The sequence below is a fragment of the Tenacibaculum aiptasiae genome (genome assembly GCF_008806755.1).
In the GTDB taxonomy this organism is placed as follows: Bacteria; Bacteroidota; Bacteroidia; order Flavobacteriales; family Flavobacteriaceae; genus Polaribacter; species Polaribacter aiptasiae.
Genome location: NZ_WAAU01000008.1, coordinates 567,027 through 588,887, shown reverse-complemented (window position 1 = coordinate 588,887; position 21,861 = coordinate 567,027). Strand labels below are relative to the sequence as shown.

Here is a 21,861-nt window from a genome sequence, read left to right as displayed (position 1 = left end):
CGCAGTTTTTTGTTAGAGAAGCACTATATTTATTTAATTTTGAACCTGAGATTTATGAGAAAAATAAAAAAAATAGCAGTAATGACTTCTGGTGGAGACTCGCCAGGAATGAATGCAGCAATTAGATCAGTTGTTAGAGCTTGTGCTTATTATAGAACTGAATGTGTAGGAATATATAGAGGATATCAAGGAATGATTGAAGGAGATATGATTCCTTTAACAGCCAGAAGTGTAAACAATATAGTTCATAAAGGAGGTACTATATTAAAGTCTGCAAGATCTAAAGAATTTAGAACTGAAGAAGGACGTAAAAAAGCATACGATAACCTACTAGAAAATAATGTTGATGCTCTTGTTGTAATTGGAGGAGATGGATCCTTTACAGGAGGGGTTGTGTTTAATAAAGAGTATAATTTCCCAATCATAGGAATCCCAGGAACAATTGATAACGACATTTTTGGAACTACTCACACTTTAGGTTATGATACGGCTTTGAATACAGCTGTAGACGCTATAGATAAAATTAGAGATACCGCATCTTCACACAATAGGTTGTTTTTTGTTGAGGTTATGGGGCGTGACGCTGGTTTTATAGCGTTAAATGCAGGTGTTGGAGCAGGTGCAGAAGAGATTTTAATACCAGAAGAAGATTTAGGATTGGATAGGTTATTAGAATCTTTAAAAAAGAGTAGAAGAGCAGGGAAATCTTCAAGTATTGTAGTAGTCTCAGAAGGAGATAAAACAGGTAAAAATGTTTTTGAATTAGCTGACTATGTAGAAGAGAATTTAGAAGACTATGAAGTAAGAGTATCTGTTTTAGGACATATGCAAAGAGGAGGAACTCCATCTTGTTTTGATAGAGTTTTAGCAAGTAGGATGGGAGTGAAAGCTGTTGAGTTGTTAATCGATGGAGAAACAAATTTAATGGTTGGACTCAACAATAATGAGATAGAAACGATAGATTTAGAGAAAGCAATAAAAGGTCAAAATGAGATTAATAAGGAACTTTTAAGAGTTTCTGATATAATGACCACGTAAAATTTAGTAATTAAAATAGTAAGTATGATAAAAATAGGAATTAATGGATTCGGTAGGATAGGAAGAATCGCCTTTAGAGCAGCAATAAATAGAGCTAATGTAGAAGTAGTTGCAATAAACGATTTACTAGATGTAGATTATTTAGCATATTTATTAAAGTATGATTCTGTTCACGGGCGTTTTGATGGTGATGTTGAGGTAAAAGACGGTCAATTAATTGTTAATGGAAAACTAATAAGAGTAACAGCAGAAAGAAACCCTGAAAACTTAAAATGGGATGAAGCTGGAGCTGATTACGTAATAGAATCTACAGGTTTCTTTTTAACAAAAGAAGCAGCAGGTTTACATTTAAAAGGAGGAGCAAAGAAAGTATTTATTTCAGCACCATCTAAAGATGCTAAGATGTATGTGATGGGAGTAAACCACACAGAAATGACTGCTGATGAAACTGTAATGTCTAATGCATCTTGTACAACAAACTGTTTAGCACCGTTATCTAAGGTGTTAGATGAAAACTTCGGAATTGTAGAAGGATTAATGACTACAGTACATGCTGCAACTTCTGGGCAAGGAGTGGTAGATGGACCAAATAAAGATAGAAGAAGAGGAAGGTCTGTTCTTAATAACTTAATTCCTGCTTCTACAGGAGCAGCGAAAGCAGTAACAAAAGTAATTCCTGCCTTAGAAGGTAAATTAACAGGTATGGCTGTAAGAGTTCCTGTTGCTGATGTTTCTTTAGTAGATTTAACTTTTAGAACAGAAAAAGCTACTTCTTTAGAAGAAATCAAAAAAGCTTTAAAAGAAGCTTCAGAAGGAGAGTTAAAAGGAATTTTAGGTTATACAGAGGATGAAGTTGTATCGCAAGATTTTGTTTCTGATGCAAGAACTTCAATAGTAGATGCTGATGCGAGTTTAGAGTTAAATAGTAACTTCTTTAAAGTAGTATCTTGGTATGACAATGAGTTTGGGTATGCTACTAAAATTGTTGACTTATTAGAATATTCAGCATCTTTATAAAAATTTGTTAAATTCAAAACATTAACCTGATAGTTTTTAAAGCTATCAGGTTTTTTTATTCGGATAAGTTTTATATTTGTAGGTTCACTTTATTAAGCAAGTGGGACGTATAAAATTAAAAAAACGCCCCATAAGAACACAAAAATAGAAACAAATGATTAAAATAGGGATTAACGGATTTGGAAGGATTGGTAGACTAGCTTTCCGTTCGGCAATTAATAGAGATAACATAGAGATAGTTGGGATTAATGATTTATTAGATGTCGATTATTTAGCTTACTTATTAAAGTATGATTCTGTTCACGGACGTTTTGATGGTGATGTTGAGGTAAAGGATGGGAATTTAGTGGTAAATGGTAAGGTTATTCGTGTTACAGCTGATAGAAATCCTGAAAACTTAAAGTGGAACGAAGTAGGAGCTGAGTATGTTATAGAATCTACAGGTTTTTTTACAGATAAAGAAAAAGCAGAGCTACATATAAAAGGAGGGGCTAAAAAAGTAATTATTTCGGCGCCATCAAAAGATGCAAAAATGTATGTGATGGGAGTAAATCATACTGAAATGACAGCTGAAGAAACTATCATTTCAAATGCTTCTTGTACTACAAATTGTTTAGCACCATTAGTAAAAGTTATTAATGATGCTTATGGAATGACAGAAGGTTTAATGACTACTGTACATGCCGCAACTTCTACTCAGAATACTGTAGATGGACCTAATAAAAAATGGAGAAGAGGTCGTTCAGTTGTAAATAATATTATTCCTACCTCTACAGGTGCAGCAAAAGCAGTAACCAAGGTAATTCCGGAAATGTTAGGAAAGTTAACAGGTATGGCTGTAAGAGTTCCTGTAGCAGATGTATCTTTAGTAGATTTAACATTTAGAACTGAAAAATCGACTTCTTTAAAAGATATCTTAGCAACATTAAAAGAAGCTTCAGAAGGAGAGTTAAAAGGAATTTTAGGTTATACAGAAGATGAGGTTGTGTCTCAAGATTTTGTATCTGAAACAAGAACTTCAGTTATTGATGCTGATGCGAGTTTAGAGTTAAATGAGAACTTTTTTAAAGTTATATCTTGGTATGACAATGAGTTTGGATATGCAACTAAAATTGTTGATTTATTAGAATATTCTGCATCGTTATAAAAGCATAAAATATTTTGTAAATTGTATTCCCGCATCAAATGCGGGAATTTTTTATTTAAAATAGATTATATGGAAATAGCAATTATAGCACACGATGGTAAGAAAGCCGAAATGGTTCAATTTTTAAATGAGAATCAAGTAATTCTTCAGCAAAAGAATATAAAATTAATATCAACAGGAACTACGGGGTCAAAAGTTGAAAAGGCAGGCTTTGAAGTAACAAAATATTTATCTGGTCCTTATGGAGGTGATGCACAAATAGCCAGTAGAGTAGCGGAAGGTAAATGTAATATGGTGCTGTTTTTTAGAGATCCACATGAGAAACACCCTCACGAACCAGATATCTCTATGTTATTACGTTTATGTGATGTACATGATGTGCCTTTAGCAACAAATCCAGCTACAGCTGAATTACTAATAAAAGCTGTTTAACTATATAAAAAAAACCGAAACAAATAGTTTCGGTTTTTTGTCGTTATTTTTTAAAGGGATTAAGGGGTGTTAAAAAATAACAACATCTTTAAAAATTATCAAGAATTAAAGAAAAAAGAATTACTCAATAACTAAAGAAATAATTAAATCAAATTGATCTTTAATTATGTTGTCTCCTAAGTTTTTGAAAAAAGAACCTGAACCATATTTTATACCAAAGTCGGTTCTGTTAATTTTTAGATGAGATTTTAGTGTTTGTTCAGAAATGGTAGCATTAAAAGAGATTTCTTTCGTAATTCCCTTAATGGTCATATCTCCAGTTATTTTATAAGAATCACCGTTTTTAATAGCTTGTTTAATTGTAAAAGTAGCTTCAGGATATTTGTTAGCATCAAAAAAATCTTCATTTTTTAAGTGATTAGCTAAGTCATCTCTATCATCGTGCTCTTCTCCTTCATTATTTTCTTCTTCCTCTTCATCATCATCTCCATCTTTCATAAGTTCAACAGCTTTAATTGTATTCATATCTACTATAAAACTACCTTTAGTTAACATTCCATTGTTAAAAGTTAACCCAGCGCTCTTTAATTTAATTTCTCCTGTATGGCTTCCTAATATTTTATGGCCTTTCCAAATAATAGTACTTTTATCAATGTTAATTGATTTATTGCCAGAAAGGGTAGTTTCTGTTGCTTCAGCAACTTCTTTTTTGGGTGCTTTGTTTTCAGCTTGATTTTCTTTGTTGTTTTTACATGATAACATTAAAAATGCAATCAAAAGAATTGAATAGAAATATTTCATTGTTTCTGTTTTAATAGATTACAAGTTTGCATTATAAAAATCAAATCATCAAAATAAATCTATCAACAACAGAAGTAATATGATAAACAACAATAATAATAGTTGAGGTTTAAGCAATACTTTCAAGAAAAGACTAAAAAAAAGCGTTAAGAATCATGTTCTTAACGCTAATGAATATTATAATAGATAGTTAAAAATATTATTTAATAGCTATCATACTGATTTCAACATTAACAAACTTAGGTAAGTTGGCTACTTCAACAGTTTCTCTAGCAGGAGCAGTAGTTTCATCGAAATATTCTGCGTATACAGCATTAATTTTAGAAAAGTTATGCATATCTGAAATAAAAATAGAAGTTTTTACTACATTTTCAAAAGTCATTTCAGCAGCGGATAAAACTTCTTTCATGTTTTCCATTACTTGTTTAGTTTCAGCTTCAATAGAGTCTTGAACTAACTCACCAGTTTTAGGGTTAATTGCAATTTGGCCAGAGGTATATAGTGTATTACCACTTAATACTGCTTGATTATATGGCCCAATAGGAGCAGGTGCTTTTGTTGTTGTAATTATTTTTTTCATTATTTGTTATTAGAAATTGACTAGTTTAGAATAAAACTCTATCAGGAGGTCTGTTTTTGTCCCATTTTAAATCGCTTAAAGCAGAAGACTTTACTCCTATGAAAAAGTAATATGAAGTGTTAGGTCCAAATGGTGTCCAGTTAAAATTAAAACGCCAACTGTCTAGGTCTCTTGAAAAGCTAAGTCTGGTATATGTGAAAGCGTTATTTTTAATATCATAACCAGATGAAAAACCAACATTCCATTTAGGAGATAGTTCTACATCACCGCTAAACATTAATGAATTACTTCCAATACTACTTGTTAACCCATTACTGGTGTAATTCATAGCATATGCTAAATTTAAAGTCCAAGGGATTTTTAGTCTATATAATTCGGTTTTTTTTGTTTTTGTATCGTTTGTGTTTTGCTCATTTTGAAGGTTGTTAGCAAAAGTATTGGTAGGGTTTATATTTTGACCAAAAACATCAGGTGTATCTTGAGCTCCATTACCATTATTGTTGTTTTGTTTTTCTTGTTTTTGGAAATCTTTACTAGATATAGTATAGTTGGCAGTAACCCCTAGATTAGTAAGCCTTAAAATACCAGGGTTAAACTGATTTATTCTTTCTCCTTTACTATTAACTTTATAAGGGTCAAATGTAGCATTAACATTTAAGGCTAATTTATCTTTAAACAGTCGTGTACCAGCGTTAGTGTTAACAGGACTCCATTTTAAACTATCTGCAGCAATATTATAACTAGTGCTAAAATTTAAGTTATTAAGAATGGTTATTTTTTTGTCCTCTTCATCACTATCTGAGTCTTTAGGAGCAACCTTAGCTTCAAGAACATTATTAACAGAAATACCAATAGAATTTGTTACGCCTCTCCCAGGTGTTCCATAAATTCCATTTTCAAAAGGAGAATAAGTTAATAAATCATTTGGATCAGAACTTTGTTGCACTTGAAGATCATAATTTTGAGCAAAGTTAGGTCTGTATCCATAAGAAATTGTTGGTCTAATTGTATGTCTAATAGCTTTTAATCGCCCTTTTTTAAACTTAAAAGTACCATATATGTTTGTAGATAAAGACATTCCAAAGTTATATTCATGAAAACGATTAAAACCACTAATAGTATCGTTAACAACAGTTCCTAAATTACCACTAGAATTAATGGCTGTAGGATCGTACCTTTTATTAATTTTGTCAAAATACCACACATCTTTATAGGTAACATTTGGAGATAGTGTAAAATATTTAAATGCTTTTATATTAGTGTTTGTGCTTATATTATGTTGGATACCCTTCTGGGCTGTTCTAAACATTTTTGGAGTAAAAAACTCATCATCTGTGGTGTTAATTCTATATTCTCCTTGTAAACTATAATTCAATCCCATTTTTTGGATAGGGTTTCTCTTAACGCCTCCTTTACCTGCAAATGGATAAATACGGTCCATATTCACCTGAAGTGAAGGGAGTGTCATTGTAATTGATTGATTATTAGTGTTCTGTGAGTGTGTGGCTGTGATGTTCATATTAAAAGGAGTTCCAACAAACTTTTTATAATATGAAATAGATGAGCTTAATGTATTAGTTAAAAACTGAGAGCTATTAAATTCATTTAAAGACTGCCTATAATATGTGCTACTACCAAGATTAACAGAAGCTGAAAAGCGTGAGTTTGGATTAGATTTTGAATCTTGTGAATGACTCCAACGAATATTAAAGTTTGTAGATTTACTAAAATCACTTAATCCTTTAATTCCTTGTATAATGTTTTCAAAGCGGACACTAAAATTACCACTAAATTTATAGCGAACATAATAATTTGAATCAGCTCTTAATCCCCAGCTTCCATTTGTATATATGTCTCCCAAAAGTGTTAAATCGAAATAATCATTTATAGCAAAATAATACCCCCCATTTTGTAAAAAGAAACCTTGGTTATTGCTATCACCCCATGATGGAATTATAAATCCAGAAGTTCTTTTATCGGTTAAAGGGAAGTAAGCAAATGGTAAATAAACTGGAGTTGGTACATCAGCTAAAACTAAGTTACTTCCTCCAACAATTATTTTTTTTCCTGGTACTAATTTAGCTTTATTCGTTTGAATATAATAATCTGGACGTTTCTTTTTAGAGGTCGTAAAACGTAATCTACGCATATAAATAGTGGAGTCATTAACACGTTTTGTTTTTTGAGCATAGGTTATAATTCCACTTTGTTCAGTTTTTACACCATATACTAATGCCTTTTTAGTTTTAAAATTAAATAAAATAGAATCTTGTTCTGATTCTTGATTTCCTTGTCTAAAAACTGGTCTTTGATGATACCCTAAACTATCTTTAATTCCTTTAGCATATACTGTATTGTTTTTGTAATCTAAAATTATGATACCAGCTTGTAAATCTATATCAGTATAAGTAACACGAGCTTTATTAAATAAAGTGACAGTTTTGTTTTTAGCATTTTGAATGGTGTAATCTTCGGCATCATGCGTTATGATTCCATCAATAACTTCCTTAGGTTTAATAGAATCATTAGCAATAGTGTCTTTTTTTATGTCTAAAGCTTTTCTGTTTTTTAAATCAATCAAAGTATCTTTTGAATTGTTTAAAACAGCTTTTTTTTTAGCTTTTTGGTCTGGAATACCCTTATCTCCAAACTCTTGTGCATTACTTATTTGAAAACAAAAAAGATAGAAAGCTAAAAGTATGTAAGTTAGATTTGCTCGCAATATTATAAATACTATTTTTGTGTTATATTTAAAACTTTGGCGTGTTATTTGAGTGCCTATATTTTAGAAACCAAAAATAGTTAAATTTTATTGATGCAATTCTTAAAATTACCTAAATATAATCTTAGAAAAAAAACTCTTTTATTTTTAATACTATTCTTCATTTCCATAAGCTTTAATACAGAGGTTTATGCTCAGAAAAAATATACTGTTGTTTTGGATGCTGGGCATGGAGGAAAAGACTCAGGTAATATAGGAAATGGGTATAGGGAAAAAAAAATAGCGTTGCGCGTTGCTTTAGATGTAGGGAAAGAGTTATTAACAGCCAAAGATGTTAATGTTGTTTATACAAGAAAAACGGATGTTTTTGTAGAATTACACAACAGAGCAAAAATAGCGAATACAAAAAAAGCAGATTTATTTGTATCAATACATTGTGATGCTTTTACAAAAGAACATCCTCATGGTGCAAGTACTTTTGTGTTAGGATTAAATGGTAACAAAGAAAATTTAGAGATTTCTAAAAGAGAGAATGCTGTAATTTTATTGGAGGATAATTATAAACAAAATTATGATTACGACCCTAATTCTCCCGAATCAGTAATAGGATTATCAGTACTTCAGGAAGGAAACTTAGACAATAGTTTGAACATTGCAGGGATGATTCAAGATAATTTTGTTTCACTAAAAAGAAATAATAGAAGGGTAAAGCAGGCAAACTTCTTAGTACTTAGAGAAACCGTTATGCCAAGTGTTTTAGTTGAGTTAGGTTTTTTAACAAATGTAAAAGAAGGAAGATTTTTAAATACAAGATCAGGGCAAATAAAAATGGCTAAAGCAATTGCAGAAGCGATTAAAAAATATATCAATATATTAAAATTGAATAGGGTTAGAGATAACTCAAGTTCAGTAAATACTGTTGCTGAAACACCAAAAAAGAAAGAAACTCAAAAGGTAACACCTAAAAAAGTCAATCAAAAACCAAAGTCAGTTAAAAAAGATACTAAGGTCGTTACGAAAAAAGTGATAGCTAAAGCTCCTGAAAAGAAACCGGTAAAAAAGCCTTCAGCAAAAGTAGTGGCTAAAAAATTGAGTTCAAAAGTAGAATTTAGAGTTCAAATAGCGGCTTCAAGAAAGTTTATTTCTGAAAAGAATTTTAAAAATCTAAAAAATGTAAAGTATTTAATCATAGATGATTATTATAAATATTTTTATGGAAGTTCAGAAAGTTTGACAGGTATAAAGAAACATTTGGCTACAGCTAGATCGGTTGGATATAAAGATGCTTGGATAGTTGCTTTTAAAAATGGAAAAAAGATATCTATCAAAGAGGCCTTGAAAAACCAGTAATTTAGAGGTAATCTATCTTATTACTCTCAAAATATTTAGTATTTTCGCTGGTATAATTTTACTATGTTTATGTCAAAGGAATTAAAAACAGGAATTGTAACGGTAATAATTATAGCTTTATTTATATGGGGATATAATTTTTTAAAGGGGCAAGATTTATTCAGTGCAAATAGTAGGCACTTTTTTGTAGAATATAAAAACATCAATGGACTTAATACTGCTAGTTTAGTAACTATTAATGGATTAAAAGTAGGTAAGGTTGATGATATTTCTTTTAATTCAAATTCTGATAAGAGAGGAAACTTAATAGTGAAAATATCATTAGAAAACGATTTTAAGTTTTCTAAAAATAGTGTAGCAAAAATTTACTCTGCAAGCTTAATGGGAGGGCAAAATTTAGCTATTGTACCAAAATATGATGGAGAAACTGCTGTTTCAGGAGATTATTTAAAAGGAGAAGTAGAGTCAGATATTTTTTCTTCTGTAGGAGAGAAATTAAATCCAATTCAAGCAAAGTTAGAAAACGTATTAGTTGGAGCAGATTCATTATTAATTGGTTTCAACCAAGTATTAAATCAAAAATCACGTAAAAGTTTAAACAGAAGTATACTTGGATTAGAAGGAACTATTTCTGATGTAAGAAAAACACTTTCTTCAGTAAATAGTTTATTAGCAGATAATAAGGTGAATTTGGATTCAACTATGATTAATGCTAAAAAAATTACAAAGAACTTTTCTAAAGTATCTGATGATTTAGCAAAAGCTGATTTTGGAGCAACTGTTAAAAAATTGGAAACAACATTAACTAATGTAAATGGATTGTTGGCTAATATGAAAGAAGGAAAAGGAACTCTAGGTAAATTGATGACAGATGATAAGATGTATACTAACCTAACAAATGCATCTAAGGAAATGGCGGAGTTATTAAGAGAAATGAAATTAAACCCAAAGAGATTTGTACACTTCTCATTGTTTGGAAAGAAACCTAAACCTTACAATGAAGAGAACAATAAAAACAACACAAGCAACAACTAAACAATAAACAACTATAACATTAATTCATAAAAATCCTATAAAGAAAGAAGACAACGATTAACAAAAATTAATAATTTATTTAAACACAATGGAGAAATACCTACCAAACATCATTTTTGCAATTATTCTAATTGCAGGTATAGGATATTTTGTAATGAATGTTAGAAAGCTTATCCGAAATATTAAGCTAGGAAAAGATATTGACAGAAACGATAGAAAACCAGAACGCTGGAAAAATATGGCTAAAATAGCCCTAGGTCAATACAAAATGGTTCGTCGTCCACTTTCAGGAATATTACATATAGTAGTATATGTAGGTTTTATTTTGATTAATATCGAAATGTTGGAAATCGTAATCGATGGATTGTTTGGAACACATCGAGTATTCCAACCAATACTAGGAAACGCTATTTATGGATTTTTAATAGGGAACTTTGAAGTGTTAGCTGCATTAGTATTTGTTGCAGTAGTTATTTTTTGGTTACGAAGAAATATTCAGCGTGTTAAGCGTTTCTGGAACAAAGAAATGACAGGATGGCCTAAGAATGATGGAAATATTATTTTATACTTTGAAATGGTATTAATGTCTTTATTCTTAGTTATGAATGCTACCGATGTTCCTTTTCAAGAAGCAGGAGCAGGAAATGTTATTTCACAATTTATAGCTCCTTGGTTTGATGGAAATTCACCAGAAGCATTACATACAATTGAAAAGACAGCTTGGTGGTTGCATATTGTAGGAATTTTAATTTTCTTAAACTATTTATATTATTCTAAGCATTTACACATTTTATTAGCTTTCCCTAATACTTTTTATGCAAAGCTAGAGCCAAAAGGCCAGCTAGATAATTTGGAAGCTGTTACTAATGAGGTAAAAATGATGATGGATCCGGATGCAGATCCATATGCAATGCCAGAAGAAGGAGCAGAAGATGAAGTGCCAGCAAAGTTTGGTGCATCTGATGTAACCGATTTAAACTGGGTGCAGCTTATGAATGCATATACTTGTACAGAATGTGGACGTTGTACTTCTTCTTGTCCAGCAAATCTTACAGGTAAAGAATTATCGCCACGTGCTATTATGATGAAAACACGTGACCGTTTAGAAGAAGTAGGTAAAAATATTGATGCTAACGGAGGTGAGTTTAAAGACGATGGAAAACAATTATTAAACGATTATATATCACCAGAAGAATTATGGGCGTGTACTAGTTGTAACGCTTGTGTACAGGAATGTCCTATTGGTATAGACCCTTTATCTATTATTATGGAAATGCGTCGTTATTTGGTAATGGAAGAATCTGCAGCTCCACAAGAGTTGAATATGATGATGACCAATATTGAAAATAACGGAGCTCCATGGCAGTATAGTCAAATGGATAGATTAAATTGGAAAGACGAATAGAAAATAATTTTTAATTAAAAGTTTTTAATTAAGAGTTGTTTTAAAAAATCTAAACTCTAGAATAAAGACTTAAAACTCAAAACTTAGAGATATGAACGTACCAACAATGGCAGATATGATGGCTCAAGGAAAACAACCAGAAGTGTTGTTTTGGGTAGGAGCAGCAGGAAGTTATGACGATAGAGCAAAGAAAATAACAAAAGCGTTTGTTAAAATATTAAACATAGCAGGAGTTGATTTTGCTGTGTTAGGAACTGAAGAAAGTTCAACTGGAGATGCAGCAAAAAGAGCAGGGAATGAATTTTTATTTCAAATGCAGGCTGTAACTAATATAGAAGTGTTAAATGCTTATGAGGTAAAAACAATAGTTACTTGTGACCCTCATTCATTCAATACGTTAAAAAATGAATATCCAGGGTTAGGAGGTAAATATGAAGTTTACCACCATACACAATATATAAGTAAGTTAATTAAAGATGGACGCTTATCTATTGAAGGAGACAATTTAAAAGGAAAACGATTAACATACCACGATCCTTGTTATTTAGGACGTGCAAACGATGTTTATGAAACTCCAAGAGATTTAATTCGTCGATTAGGAGTTAAAATGACTGAAATGAAGCGTCATAAATCTACAGCTTTATGTTGTGGAGCTGGAGGAGCGCAAATGTTCAAGGAACCAGAAAAAGGGGATATGGATATTAATGTACTTCGAACTGAAGATGCTTTAGAAACAAATCCACAAATTATAGCAACAGGATGTCCTTATTGTAATACAATGATGACAGATGGTGTGAAATTCAAATTAAAAGAAGATCAGATTGTTGTTAAAGATATTGCAGAATTAATAGCTGAGGCTAATAATTTATAAAAAGCAAGATATAATATAATGTTTATTCCCGCGTAAGCGGGAATCTTATTTTTAAAGAATGATTAAAAACTATATAAAAGCAGCACGTTTAAGAACTTTACCCTTATCAGTATCAGGTATTATTGTAGGTAGTAAATTAGGATTTGATAATGTAATGTATAGCGATAGTACAATAAGTCTAATAGATACACCAATTTTTTGGTTAGCAATTCTAACAACCATAGGTTTTCAAGTACTATCAAATTTTGCTAATGATTATGGTGATGGAGTTAAAGGTACTGATGATAATAGAGAAGGAGAAGCACGTATGGTTTCTTCTGGGGCTATTACACCAAAGCAAATGAAAATAGCAATGATTATTACTGGAGCTGTTACCTTAGTAATTGCTTTGCTGTTAATTTATGTAGCATTTGGAAAGGATAACTTTTTATATTCAGTAATTTTCTTCGGATTAGGTATTGCCTCAATTATAGCAGCGATTAAATATACCGTAGGAAAATCAGCTTATGGTTACAGTGGATTTGGTGATGTATTCGTGTTTGTATTTTTTGGTTTATTAGCAGTGGTAGGAACTTACTTTTTATATACTAAAGAATTAAACTTTACAATCTTTTTACCAGCAATTACAATAGGATTATTAAGTACAGCAGTATTGAACTTAAATAATATGCGAGATAGAGTAAATGATGCTAAATCAGGAAAGAATACATTAGTGGTAAAAATGGGAGCTAAAGCTGCAAAAAACTATCACTATTTGTTAATAGGAGCATCATTTTTATGCGCATTATCATATGTGTTTATTAAGTATGAATCACCTTGCCAATTTTTATTTATAATTGCTTACATCCCCATTTTAAAGCACATAGTTTTTGTATCTAAAAATAAAGAGGAAGCATTACTTGATGGAGAATTAAAAAAAGTAGCATTAAGTACTTTTTTATTTTCAATACTTTTTGGACTAGGACAAGTTTTGTAACTTGCCTATAAACTAACTTCAGAATATTATTATGAATATTACATTTTACGGACATGCATGTTTTGGTATCGAGATAAACGGAACACATGTATTAGTAGACCCATTTATAACAGGAAACCCTTTAGCATCAGAAATTAAAGTAGAAGATATAAAAGCAGATTATATCTTGTTAACTCATGCACATCAAGATCATATATTAGATGTAGAACTAATTGCAGAGAAAACAGGAGCAACAATAGTTTCTAATTACGAGATTGTTATGCATTATGGAGCTAAAAATTTAAAAGGACATCCAGTAAATCATGGAGGAACTTTTAAAACAGAAGCTTTTTCAGCAAAATATGTAAATGCTGTACATACATCTTCATTTCCTGATGGAACTTATGGAGGACAACCAGGAGGTTTTGTAATTTCAGCAGGAGATAAATCATTATACATAGCAGGAGATACTGCAGTTACTATGGATATGAAGTTAATACCGATGACAACAAAGTTATCAGCCTCAATTTTACCAATAGGAGATAACTTTACTATGGGAGTAGATGATGCAATTATAGCTAGTAACTTTGTAGAATGTGATAAAGTTATAGGTTGTCACTTTAATACATTTCCACCAATAGAAATTAATGTAGAAGAAGCAAAAGAAGCATTTGCAAAAGCAAATAAAGAGTTAACTATTATCGAAATAGGAAAAACAATAAGCATATAGTTCAATGAAAGGTGTAAAAATAGTTTTAGGAATAGTATCGGCACTAATAGTTATATTTTTCTTAACAGGGTTAGTTATTTCTGAAGTAAAATATACTACGGAAGTAGAAATAAATAAACCAATAAATGAAGTTTTTGCTGATTTTGAGAATGTTGAATTGATGAAACAATGGATGCCAGAAGTAAAGTCAATTCAAGTTTTAGAAGAAAAACCAGGAAAGGTTGGAAGTACTTATAAAATAGAAGTAGATAATCAAGGAAGGTTGATAACTATGACAGAAAAAGTACTAGCTTATGAGGTGAATAAACGAATTAGCTTTCATTTTGATGCTGAAAATATGTTAAAAACAGACGATTATGTATTCACATCAAATGGTAATAACACAAAAATAGTACAAGAGTCAATTTGTACCAGTGATTCCTACATAATGAGATGTTTATTTCCTTATTTCAAAGGAGAGTTAAAAAGGATAAGTCAAACATATTTAGACGCATTTAAAAAAGCATCTGAAGCTCAATAAATACTAACATTGATAACAGCAACTTACAAGAAGTATATTCTTAATTTTAAACAAGCTAGTGGAACCTCTAGAGGAGTTTTAAGAACCAAAGAAACATGGTTTTTAACGTTATCTGAAAAAGGTAAAAAAGGCTATGGCGAGTGTGGTTTGTTTAGAGGCTTGAGCGCAGATGATAGAGATGATTATGAAGAAAAACTTCAATGGGTTTGTCAAAATATTCATTTAGGATTAGAAAATTTATTAGTTGAAACGATAAAATTTCCATCAATTCAATTTGGACTAGAGCAAGCGTTTTTATCTTTAAAAGGAGACAATCCATTTGAATTGTATCCATCAAAATTTAGTCAAGGAATAGACAATATTTCTATTAATGGATTAATTTGGATGGGGGATAAAGCTTTTATGCAGCAGCAAATAAAAGATAAATTGCAACAAGGCTTTACAACAATTAAAATGAAAATTGGTGCTATAGATTTTGATACTGAAATTGAATTATTAAAATCAATAAGAAAAGAGTTTTCACCAAAAGAAATAGAATTACGTGTAGATGCTAATGGTGCTTTTACACCAGAGAATGCTTTAGGAAAGTTAGAACGATTGTCTGAATTAGAAATGCATTCTATAGAGCAACCTATAAAGCAAGGACAATGGCAAGAGATGGCAAAACTGTGCGAAAAAACACCTTTAGACATAGCGTTGGATGAAGAGTTAATTGGAGTTTTTTCAAAAGAGGACAAAGAAAAATGTATTGAAACTATCAAGCCTCAGTATATTATTTTAAAGCCAAGTTTAGTTGGAGGTTTTAAAGGAAGTGAAGAATGGATTTCTATAGCAAATAAATATAAAGCGGGAAATTGGATAACTTCAGCTTTGGAAAGTAATATTGGTTTAAATGCCATAGCTCAATGGACATATACATTAAATAACGTATTACCTCAAGGATTAGGAACTGGGAGTTTATTTACAAATAATATAGAAAGTCCATTAGAAGTTTCTAAAGGTAGTTTAGGATATAACAATAAAAAAGATTGGCAATTTAATTTAGGATAATGAATTTTATACAACAAGCATATAAAGGAAAAAACGATTGGTTTTATTATTTAGGAGTACTGTTTTTAGTATTGATTTGTTGGCAGTTTCTAGGCGTAATACCACTAGCAATTACTGCTGTTTTGCATGCTGGAAATATGGATGAGTTTTTAATGGCTGCTAACGATAATTTCATGACTTTAGGAATAAATAAAAGCTTGTTTTTATTTATGATGATTTTAATGTTTGCAATTGGATTGGCTGCATTATTATTTTCAATTAAATACATCCATAAAAGAGCAATAAAAACCCTTGTAACAAGTAGAGAAAAAATAGATTGGAAACGATTTTGGTTTGGTTTTTTTACTTGGGGAATTGTTGCTATAGTAGTCATAGGAGCTGGAATTGTATTAGAACCGGATAACTATACATGGAATTTTAAACCAATCCCGTTTTTTACATTAGTTTTAGTTTCTTTTTTGTTTTTACCATTGCAAACAAGTTTCGAGGAATTGTTATTTAGAGGATATTTTATGCAGGGTTTGGGTTTAGCATCATTAAGTAAAAAATTCCCTTTAATATTTTTATATTTCATATTTTCAATTATCCTCTTTATTTGTATAAATAATGTTTATGTTGTTGATTTAATAATTAACTTAATTGTTTTTATGATATTGACTTTAACTTTAACATTAATTTTATCTCATAAAAAGATTAATAATTTTTACAATTCTAAACTTAATCAAAGTTTATGTAGATTATTTGGGCGTTATTCAATACCATTAATAATTACATCAGTTGCATTTGGATTACTACATGGAGCGAATCCTGAAGTTGAAAAGCTAGGATACATTTCAATGGTATTTTATATAGGTACAGGATTCTTCTTTGGAATTACAACTTTAATGGACGAAGGAACAGAGCTAGCATTAGGGTTACATGCAATAAATAATATAGTAGCAGCTTTCTTGGTAACAACAGATTGGACTGTTTTTCAAACAGATGCTTTATTTATAGATACTTCAGAACCATCAGTAGGAATAGAAATGTTTTTACCTGTTTTTGTTTTATATCCGTTAATGTTATTGTTATTTTCAAAAAAATATGGTTGGAAGAATTGGAAAGAAAAATTATTTGGAACAATTGAAAAGCCATTAACTATTGAAGAATACTAGTTTCCATAAGAGTTTTAAATTAAATAGTAAATCCTTTTCAGATAAGGATGAATTATTAGATTTTTCAAAAGAGATTTCCGATTCAATATTTAGTTTTTTTAACGATTGGTTTAGTACAAACGATTTTGTAGTAGTTAATACATCTGGATCAACCGGAACTCCAAAGCCTATAAAGCTAAAAAAAGAGTTTATGAAAAACTCTGCAGTAGCTACGGGCACTTTTTTTACTTTAAGAGAAGGAACCACAGCTTTATTATGCTTATCAACCGATTATATAGCGGGAAAAATGATGTTGGTTAGAGCTTTAACACTTGGATGGGAAATAGATATAGTAGCTCCAGTTTCAAACCCTTTAGAAGGTTTAAAAAAGAAATATGATTTTTCAGCAATGGTTCCAATGCAATTAAGAAATTCATTAAACGAATTATATAAAATAGATAAATTAATTGTTGGAGGAGGAGTAGTATCGAATGATTTAATAGAAGAGATTCAAGAGAAAGAAACAAAAATATATGCTACTTATGGTATGACTGAAACAATTACTCATGTAGCCATCAAAAAACTTAATCACGTCGCGTTATCTGATTATAATACATATGAGGCACTTCCAAATGTAAATTTTTCAAAAGATTCACGTAATTGTTTGGTGATAGAAGCCCCAAAAGTAACAGTAGAAAAACTTATAACAAATGATGTAGTTTCATTGATTTCAGACAAAGAGTTTGACTGGTTGGGGCGTTTTGATAATGTAATTAATTCAGGAGGCATAAAATTGCATCCAGAGAAAATAGAGGAGAAGCTATCAAAAATAATTTCAGAACGTTTTTTTGTAATTGGAGTTCCTGATACTGTTTTAGGAGAAAAACTAATATTAATTGTTGAAGGAAAAAAGAAAAATATACTTCTTAATAGTTTACAAGATTTATCTAAATATGAAGTACCTAAAGAGGTTTACTTTTTAGATAAGTTTATAGAAACAGAAACTAAAAAAATTCAACGAAAGAAAACACTAGGTTTAATTTACAGAAGTTAGTTAAAATTAGAGTGAAACAAAAAAAAGAAAAGAAGTTATCACATACAGACACTCCTTTTCTTAAAACTAACTAATCAATCAAATTGTTTATAATAAAAAAGAAAAAACTTTAAAATTATATATCAAAGATAATTGAGTATAAGAGATTTAATTTCAAAAATTAGACGAGAAAAGCTTTAGTAACGATGAAATGCGTTTTCCTATAAATGAAGTTAAATTATTATAAAAAATAAGTGTTTATTAAGGAATAAAAAAAAGCTCCCGAAGGAGCCACACATCCCTTGGCGGAATAAAATAAATTATCAAAATTTCAGCCGGGGGTAAGTTTCTACTTCGATAATCTATCAATAATTAAATGTTATAGGGGTAACATTAATTACATTACAAATGTATGGTGTTGATATGATGAAAATACTTAATGAAGTGTAAGTGAAGTAACCATTTTTAGAATAATTTTTATATTCAAAACTACTACAGAAAGAAAAAGGCTCCCTAAGGAGCCCATACACAAGGGGATAATAAAACCAAGCTTATATTATAAATTTACCAGTTTTTTGAATGATAAATTAGAATATTAGGTCAAAGGTGTGTTTAGATTAGTTTAAAGTATGGAAAGTAACGATATAGTGGAGTTTTGTAGAGTTATTTTTTCTTTTTGTAGAACAGAGAGAAGATTTAAATAAAAAAAGAAAAGAAGTAATCCTCCCCAAGATACTTCTTTCCAATAATCGTTATAAAACTTTATATAGAGCCCCTCACTCTCTATATATGAGTAAAAGTAATAAGGACTTGGAGATAATAAGTTAATAATTAGACGAGTTGAAAGAATCTTTAGATGAAATGTTATCTTCTTAATTTGAAATTAATAAATATAAGTTCTATCAGTCAAAATTAAAGAAGTCATCATCACTATCATTTTCATACAAATGAAAATTGATATCTGTCTCATTTGGTTTTTTATTAAAAATCAAAACAATAACAATGAAAACTATTATTATAGAAATAAACACTACATAATCCCAAGGAATAGTCATAAGAAAGCTGTGCTTAATTGAAAAATAAAGATAATAAAATAAAAAAAGCAGTGTAACAATTACTTAGTAAGATTGTCTTTTATTTTGAAATCAACTAATTAAACATATGAGAAATTTAATAGTTTTATGTTATTCTTATAAACTAAAAAATGATAAAGAAGAACTAATAGGTTAAAAAGCGAACATTAGTTCGCTTTTACTTTTTTATAAACAAGGTGAGTCCATTGGAAGAGCACATAATATACCTCCCCATTCACCACCACATCTAAGACATTGTTCTTTAGTTGTTGGCCAGAAACCACCTTTAATAGTTTGTTGTTCCGATTTGTTTAAGATAGAACCTAAGTTTGAAATATTTTTTAGCATAACATATAAAATTTAAGTTTCTCAAACTTATATAAAAACAACTAAGAAAAGCTTAGAAAAACCGTAATATTAGTAAGGTAACTCCTTTAAAATTAATATTATAAAAAAAGAAGTTACCTCTTTAGATAACTTCCTTTCGATTCCCCCAAATCATATATTTTATTATTTTATTTGTATCGTTTTTTAATTATACAGTAAAAGTACTAATGAATAAGTGTTTAAATTTTTCATTTTAGATGAAGAGAAATAAAGTATAGTTAAGCTGTGAATTTGTATGGTTAAGAATAGTTTTAATAAAATATAACTTGTAAGAAATTTAAAACTGTTATAAAAAAAGAACCCACTCAAAAGAATTGAGTGGGAAAATTGCTATGAAAAAGAACTTAAGACGTCTCTTAAGTGGTGCAAATATAATAAGAATAAATTAAATAGCACAATGTTTTTTTGTTTTTTTATTGATAGAAAGAGTTTTAATAAAATTTAACTAAAAAATTATTCTAAAGTTTCTTTAATACTACCACAGCCTAACATTCCTCCACCAAAATATGGATTCACTATTTTTTCTTCATTACTTAACCAATAAGCCCCTTTGTTATTATCAGCCATGGGACAAAATTGATGATATACTTTTTTATTAATACCAAATATTTGAATGGCAGCTCTAAAAGATGCAGTTAATTGATTAAAGTAAATTTTTTGCTCTTTTATATCTGAGATTTCTATTATAGAATTTATAGAAGAAGTAATTTCTTTATGAAGTTTCATCCACTTGTTATGAGAGTCTTTTTTTAATAATTTCATGTCAACTTCATCTAAGCTAATTAATAGTTTTTTAGCCTGAGTTATTATTTCTTTAGAATTATCGGTTAGTAATGTATCTTTTAAGTTGATATACTGGTTGAAATTTTTATGTAACTGTTCTTGAAATTTAGAAGAAACTCTGATTCTTTCAATAATTTTAGAATCATGGGTTTGCATTCCCATATGTTCTTCATGCCCAGTCATAGTTTTACCACCATTTTTATTCATCATCGATTTTTTACCTTGTAATTGAGCAGCAGCATCGACCGTAAAAGTACCATTGGTTACTATAGCATCACCAATTTTCAATCCTTCTAAAACTTCATAATAATTACCTAAAGAAGTTCCTAATTTTACTTCTCTCATTTCAAAAATGGGCTTATTAGAGTTAGGTTTTAGATATACTACAGATTTTTTACCAGTCCATAAAATAGCTGAAGAAGGAATACTTATTGTTTGTGTTTTATTTGACTTTATGTTCTCAATTTTTCCTTCAACAAACATTCCTGGTTTAAAAATGTTCTTTTTATTATTTAAAACAGCTCTTAAAGAGGTAGTTCTAGTTTTAGTATTTAAAATAGGATCTATAAACGAAACTGTAGCTTCAAACTTTTGATTTGGATACGCATTGGTAGTAATAGAAATATTTTGACCTTTTTTAAATAAACTGATTTGATTTTCATAAACATCAAAATTTGCCCATACAGTACCTAAGTTTGATATTTTTAGTAGCGGCTGTCCTTGTTTTACAGATTCTCCTTGCGATACTAGTTTTTCATTTACTGTACCCGAAACAGTTGCATAAATAGGGAAGTTTGCTTTTGCTTTTCCAGATTTTTCAATTTGGTTAATTTGTTTTTCCGTCAATTTCCATAATTTCAGTTTATTTCGAACTGCTTTGTATAAAGCTGGTTGCGATTCTTTTAATGCTAAAGTGGTTAGTAACTCTTGTTGAGCAGCAAATAATTCAGGTGAATAAATAGTAGCTAATAGTTGTCCTTTGTGTACTTTTTCACCAGTAAAGTTTATGTTTAAACGTTCAATTCTACCAGAAAAGTAACTTACTTGTACAACATTTTTTTCTTCATTTTCTAAAATTTTCCCAGATAACTTAATGCTGTTATTCTCAATTTCATTATTACCTACAAAAGAAGTTTGAATATCGGCTAAGGCTATAGCATTTTTAGTAAGTTTAAATTGATCAGGAGCCAAACCATCAGCATTTGCTTCTGCAGGAATTAAATCCATACCACAAATAGGGCAGTCTCCAGATTCAGGTTGCATAATTTGAGGATGCATTGAGCAAGTCCACATTTGATTAACCTCTGTGGTTGAATTATGCTTATGAGAGCTATCATTATTTTGATTATTGAAAATAAAACTTCCTAGAAGCATTCCAATAGCCAATATGATAATATATATGATATATTTTTTCATTTTATGACGTTTTTAATCGTTCAGTATAAATTATTTTAACATGTATAAATTTAAAATGTTGTAAAATTTTTAAAAGTATAGTAACATTAGAATGCATAGAATTAATGTTACTATACTTTAAGTAATTACATTTCTTTCTTGTAATCTTTGTTCTTTACATAGTCCATGTTACAAGTTGGACATTTACCTTCCTTATCACTACCACTACCTTTACAATGCATTGGGCAAACGTATGCAGATGTATACTCTTTACCTTTTTCTTTACTTTGTGTTTGTTCGGTTGTAGTTTTAGTTGTAGTAGAGTTTTCTTTCTGATTATTTTTACATGATATGGTAATGAATAATAATCCTATTGCTAAAATTTTGAAAGTTGCTTTCATTTT

Annotated in this window: 20 protein-coding genes; 14 read left to right on the top strand and 6 right to left on the bottom strand. The window is 29.9% G+C overall.

All coding sequences use genetic code 11. The features are described from left to right. The first annotated feature begins 54 nt into the window (after positions 1–54). The 4 genes from pfkA to F7018_RS05615 all read left to right on the top strand — a co-directional run bounded on the left by pfkA (position 55) and on the right by F7018_RS05615 (position 3,634). Complete coding sequence (gene pfkA, locus F7018_RS05630; protein WP_150899036.1) at positions 55–1,038, top strand: 6-phosphofructokinase; 984 nt, start codon at positions 55–57, stop codon at positions 1,036–1,038. Positions 1,039–1,062: 24 nt separating this feature from the next. Then, positions 1,063–2,055: a type I glyceraldehyde-3-phosphate dehydrogenase gene (gene gap, locus F7018_RS05625; protein ID WP_150899035.1), complete on the top strand. Its 993-nt coding sequence runs from the start codon at positions 1,063–1,065 to the stop codon at positions 2,053–2,055. Between the two features lie 154 nt (positions 2,056–2,209). Further along, on the top strand, positions 2,210–3,202 hold the full coding sequence (gap, locus tag F7018_RS05620) for a type I glyceraldehyde-3-phosphate dehydrogenase (protein ID WP_150899034.1): 993 nt from the start codon (positions 2,210–2,212) through the stop codon (positions 3,200–3,202). A gap of 69 nt (positions 3,203–3,271) precedes the next feature. Further along, positions 3,272–3,634: a methylglyoxal synthase gene (locus tag F7018_RS05615; RefSeq protein ID WP_150899033.1), complete on the top strand. Its 363-nt coding sequence runs from the start codon at positions 3,272–3,274 to the stop codon at positions 3,632–3,634. A gap of 120 nt (positions 3,635–3,754) precedes the next feature. Here F7018_RS05615 and F7018_RS05610 read toward each other — a convergent pair whose 3' ends face one another. From F7018_RS05610 to F7018_RS05600, 3 genes are all read right to left on the bottom strand, one after another. Further along, positions 3,755–4,435, bottom strand: coding sequence for a YceI family protein (locus F7018_RS05610; RefSeq protein WP_150899032.1), 681 nt, complete (start codon positions 4,433–4,435; stop codon positions 3,755–3,757). A gap of 199 nt (positions 4,436–4,634) precedes the next feature. Further along, positions 4,635–5,015, bottom strand: a complete 381-nt coding sequence (locus F7018_RS05605; protein WP_150899031.1) for a RidA family protein — start codon at positions 5,013–5,015, stop codon at positions 4,635–4,637. A 25-nt stretch (positions 5,016–5,040) separates the two neighbouring features. Beyond that, complete coding sequence (locus F7018_RS05600; RefSeq protein ID WP_150899030.1) at positions 5,041–7,737, bottom strand: putative LPS assembly protein LptD; 2,697 nt, start codon at positions 7,735–7,737, stop codon at positions 5,041–5,043. Positions 7,738–7,830: 93 nt separating this feature from the next. On the opposite strand from F7018_RS05600, the gene F7018_RS05595 reads away from it, so the two are divergent. The 10 genes from F7018_RS05595 (at position 7,831) to F7018_RS05550 (ending at position 17,840) form a co-directional block, all read left to right on the top strand. Next, positions 7,831–9,087, top strand: a complete 1,257-nt coding sequence (locus tag F7018_RS05595) for an N-acetylmuramoyl-L-alanine amidase family protein (protein WP_150899029.1) — start codon at positions 7,831–7,833, stop codon at positions 9,085–9,087. 69 nt (positions 9,088–9,156) lie between these two features. Then, the gene (locus tag F7018_RS05590; RefSeq protein WP_150899028.1) at positions 9,157–10,122 is read left to right on the top strand and encodes an MlaD family protein; all 966 of its coding nucleotides are present in this window, start codon (positions 9,157–9,159) and stop codon (positions 10,120–10,122) included. An 88-nt stretch (positions 10,123–10,210) separates the two neighbouring features. Further along, complete coding sequence (locus tag F7018_RS05585) at positions 10,211–11,527, top strand: (Fe-S)-binding protein (RefSeq protein ID WP_150899027.1); 1,317 nt, start codon at positions 10,211–10,213, stop codon at positions 11,525–11,527. A gap of 91 nt (positions 11,528–11,618) precedes the next feature. Next, a complete protein-coding gene (locus F7018_RS05580) occupies positions 11,619–12,398 on the top strand; it encodes a (Fe-S)-binding protein (RefSeq protein WP_150899026.1) in 780 nt (259 codons plus the stop codon). Positions 12,399–12,456: 58 nt separating this feature from the next. Then, a complete protein-coding gene (gene menA / locus F7018_RS05575; protein ID WP_150899025.1) occupies positions 12,457–13,374 on the top strand; it encodes a 1,4-dihydroxy-2-naphthoate octaprenyltransferase in 918 nt (305 codons plus the stop codon). A gap of 31 nt (positions 13,375–13,405) precedes the next feature. After that, positions 13,406–14,083, top strand: coding sequence for a metal-dependent hydrolase (locus F7018_RS05570; RefSeq protein ID WP_150899024.1), 678 nt, complete (start codon positions 13,406–13,408; stop codon positions 14,081–14,083). A gap of 4 nt (positions 14,084–14,087) precedes the next feature. Then, on the top strand, positions 14,088–14,603 hold the full coding sequence (locus tag F7018_RS05565) for an SRPBCC family protein (RefSeq protein ID WP_150899023.1): 516 nt from the start codon (positions 14,088–14,090) through the stop codon (positions 14,601–14,603). 9 nt (positions 14,604–14,612) lie between these two features. Beyond that, a complete protein-coding gene (locus F7018_RS05560) occupies positions 14,613–15,653 on the top strand; it encodes an o-succinylbenzoate synthase (protein ID WP_150899022.1) in 1,041 nt (346 codons plus the stop codon). After that, complete coding sequence (locus F7018_RS18755) at positions 15,653–16,807, top strand: CPBP family glutamic-type intramembrane protease (RefSeq protein WP_246175050.1); 1,155 nt, start codon at positions 15,653–15,655, stop codon at positions 16,805–16,807. The genes F7018_RS05560 and F7018_RS18755 overlap by 1 nt, the downstream gene beginning before the upstream one ends. After that, positions 16,794–17,840, top strand: a complete 1,047-nt coding sequence (locus tag F7018_RS05550) for an AMP-binding protein (RefSeq protein WP_150899021.1) — start codon at positions 16,794–16,796, stop codon at positions 17,838–17,840. The genes F7018_RS18755 and F7018_RS05550 overlap by 14 nt, the downstream gene beginning before the upstream one ends. 1,238 nt (positions 17,841–19,078) lie before the next feature. Here the strand turns inward: F7018_RS05550 and F7018_RS18400 are convergent. From F7018_RS18400 to F7018_RS05540, 3 genes are all read right to left on the bottom strand, one after another. Further along, on the bottom strand, positions 19,079–19,240 hold the full coding sequence (locus F7018_RS18400; RefSeq protein WP_175578662.1) for a hypothetical protein: 162 nt from the start codon (positions 19,238–19,240) through the stop codon (positions 19,079–19,081). Between the two features lie 492 nt (positions 19,241–19,732). Further along, on the bottom strand, positions 19,733–21,478 hold the full coding sequence (locus F7018_RS05545) for an efflux RND transporter periplasmic adaptor subunit (RefSeq protein WP_150899020.1): 1,746 nt from the start codon (positions 21,476–21,478) through the stop codon (positions 19,733–19,735). 125 nt (positions 21,479–21,603) lie between these two features. Further along, complete coding sequence (locus tag F7018_RS05540) at positions 21,604–21,858, bottom strand: heavy metal-binding domain-containing protein (protein WP_150899019.1); 255 nt, start codon at positions 21,856–21,858, stop codon at positions 21,604–21,606. Between the last annotated feature and the right edge of the window lie 3 nt (positions 21,859–21,861).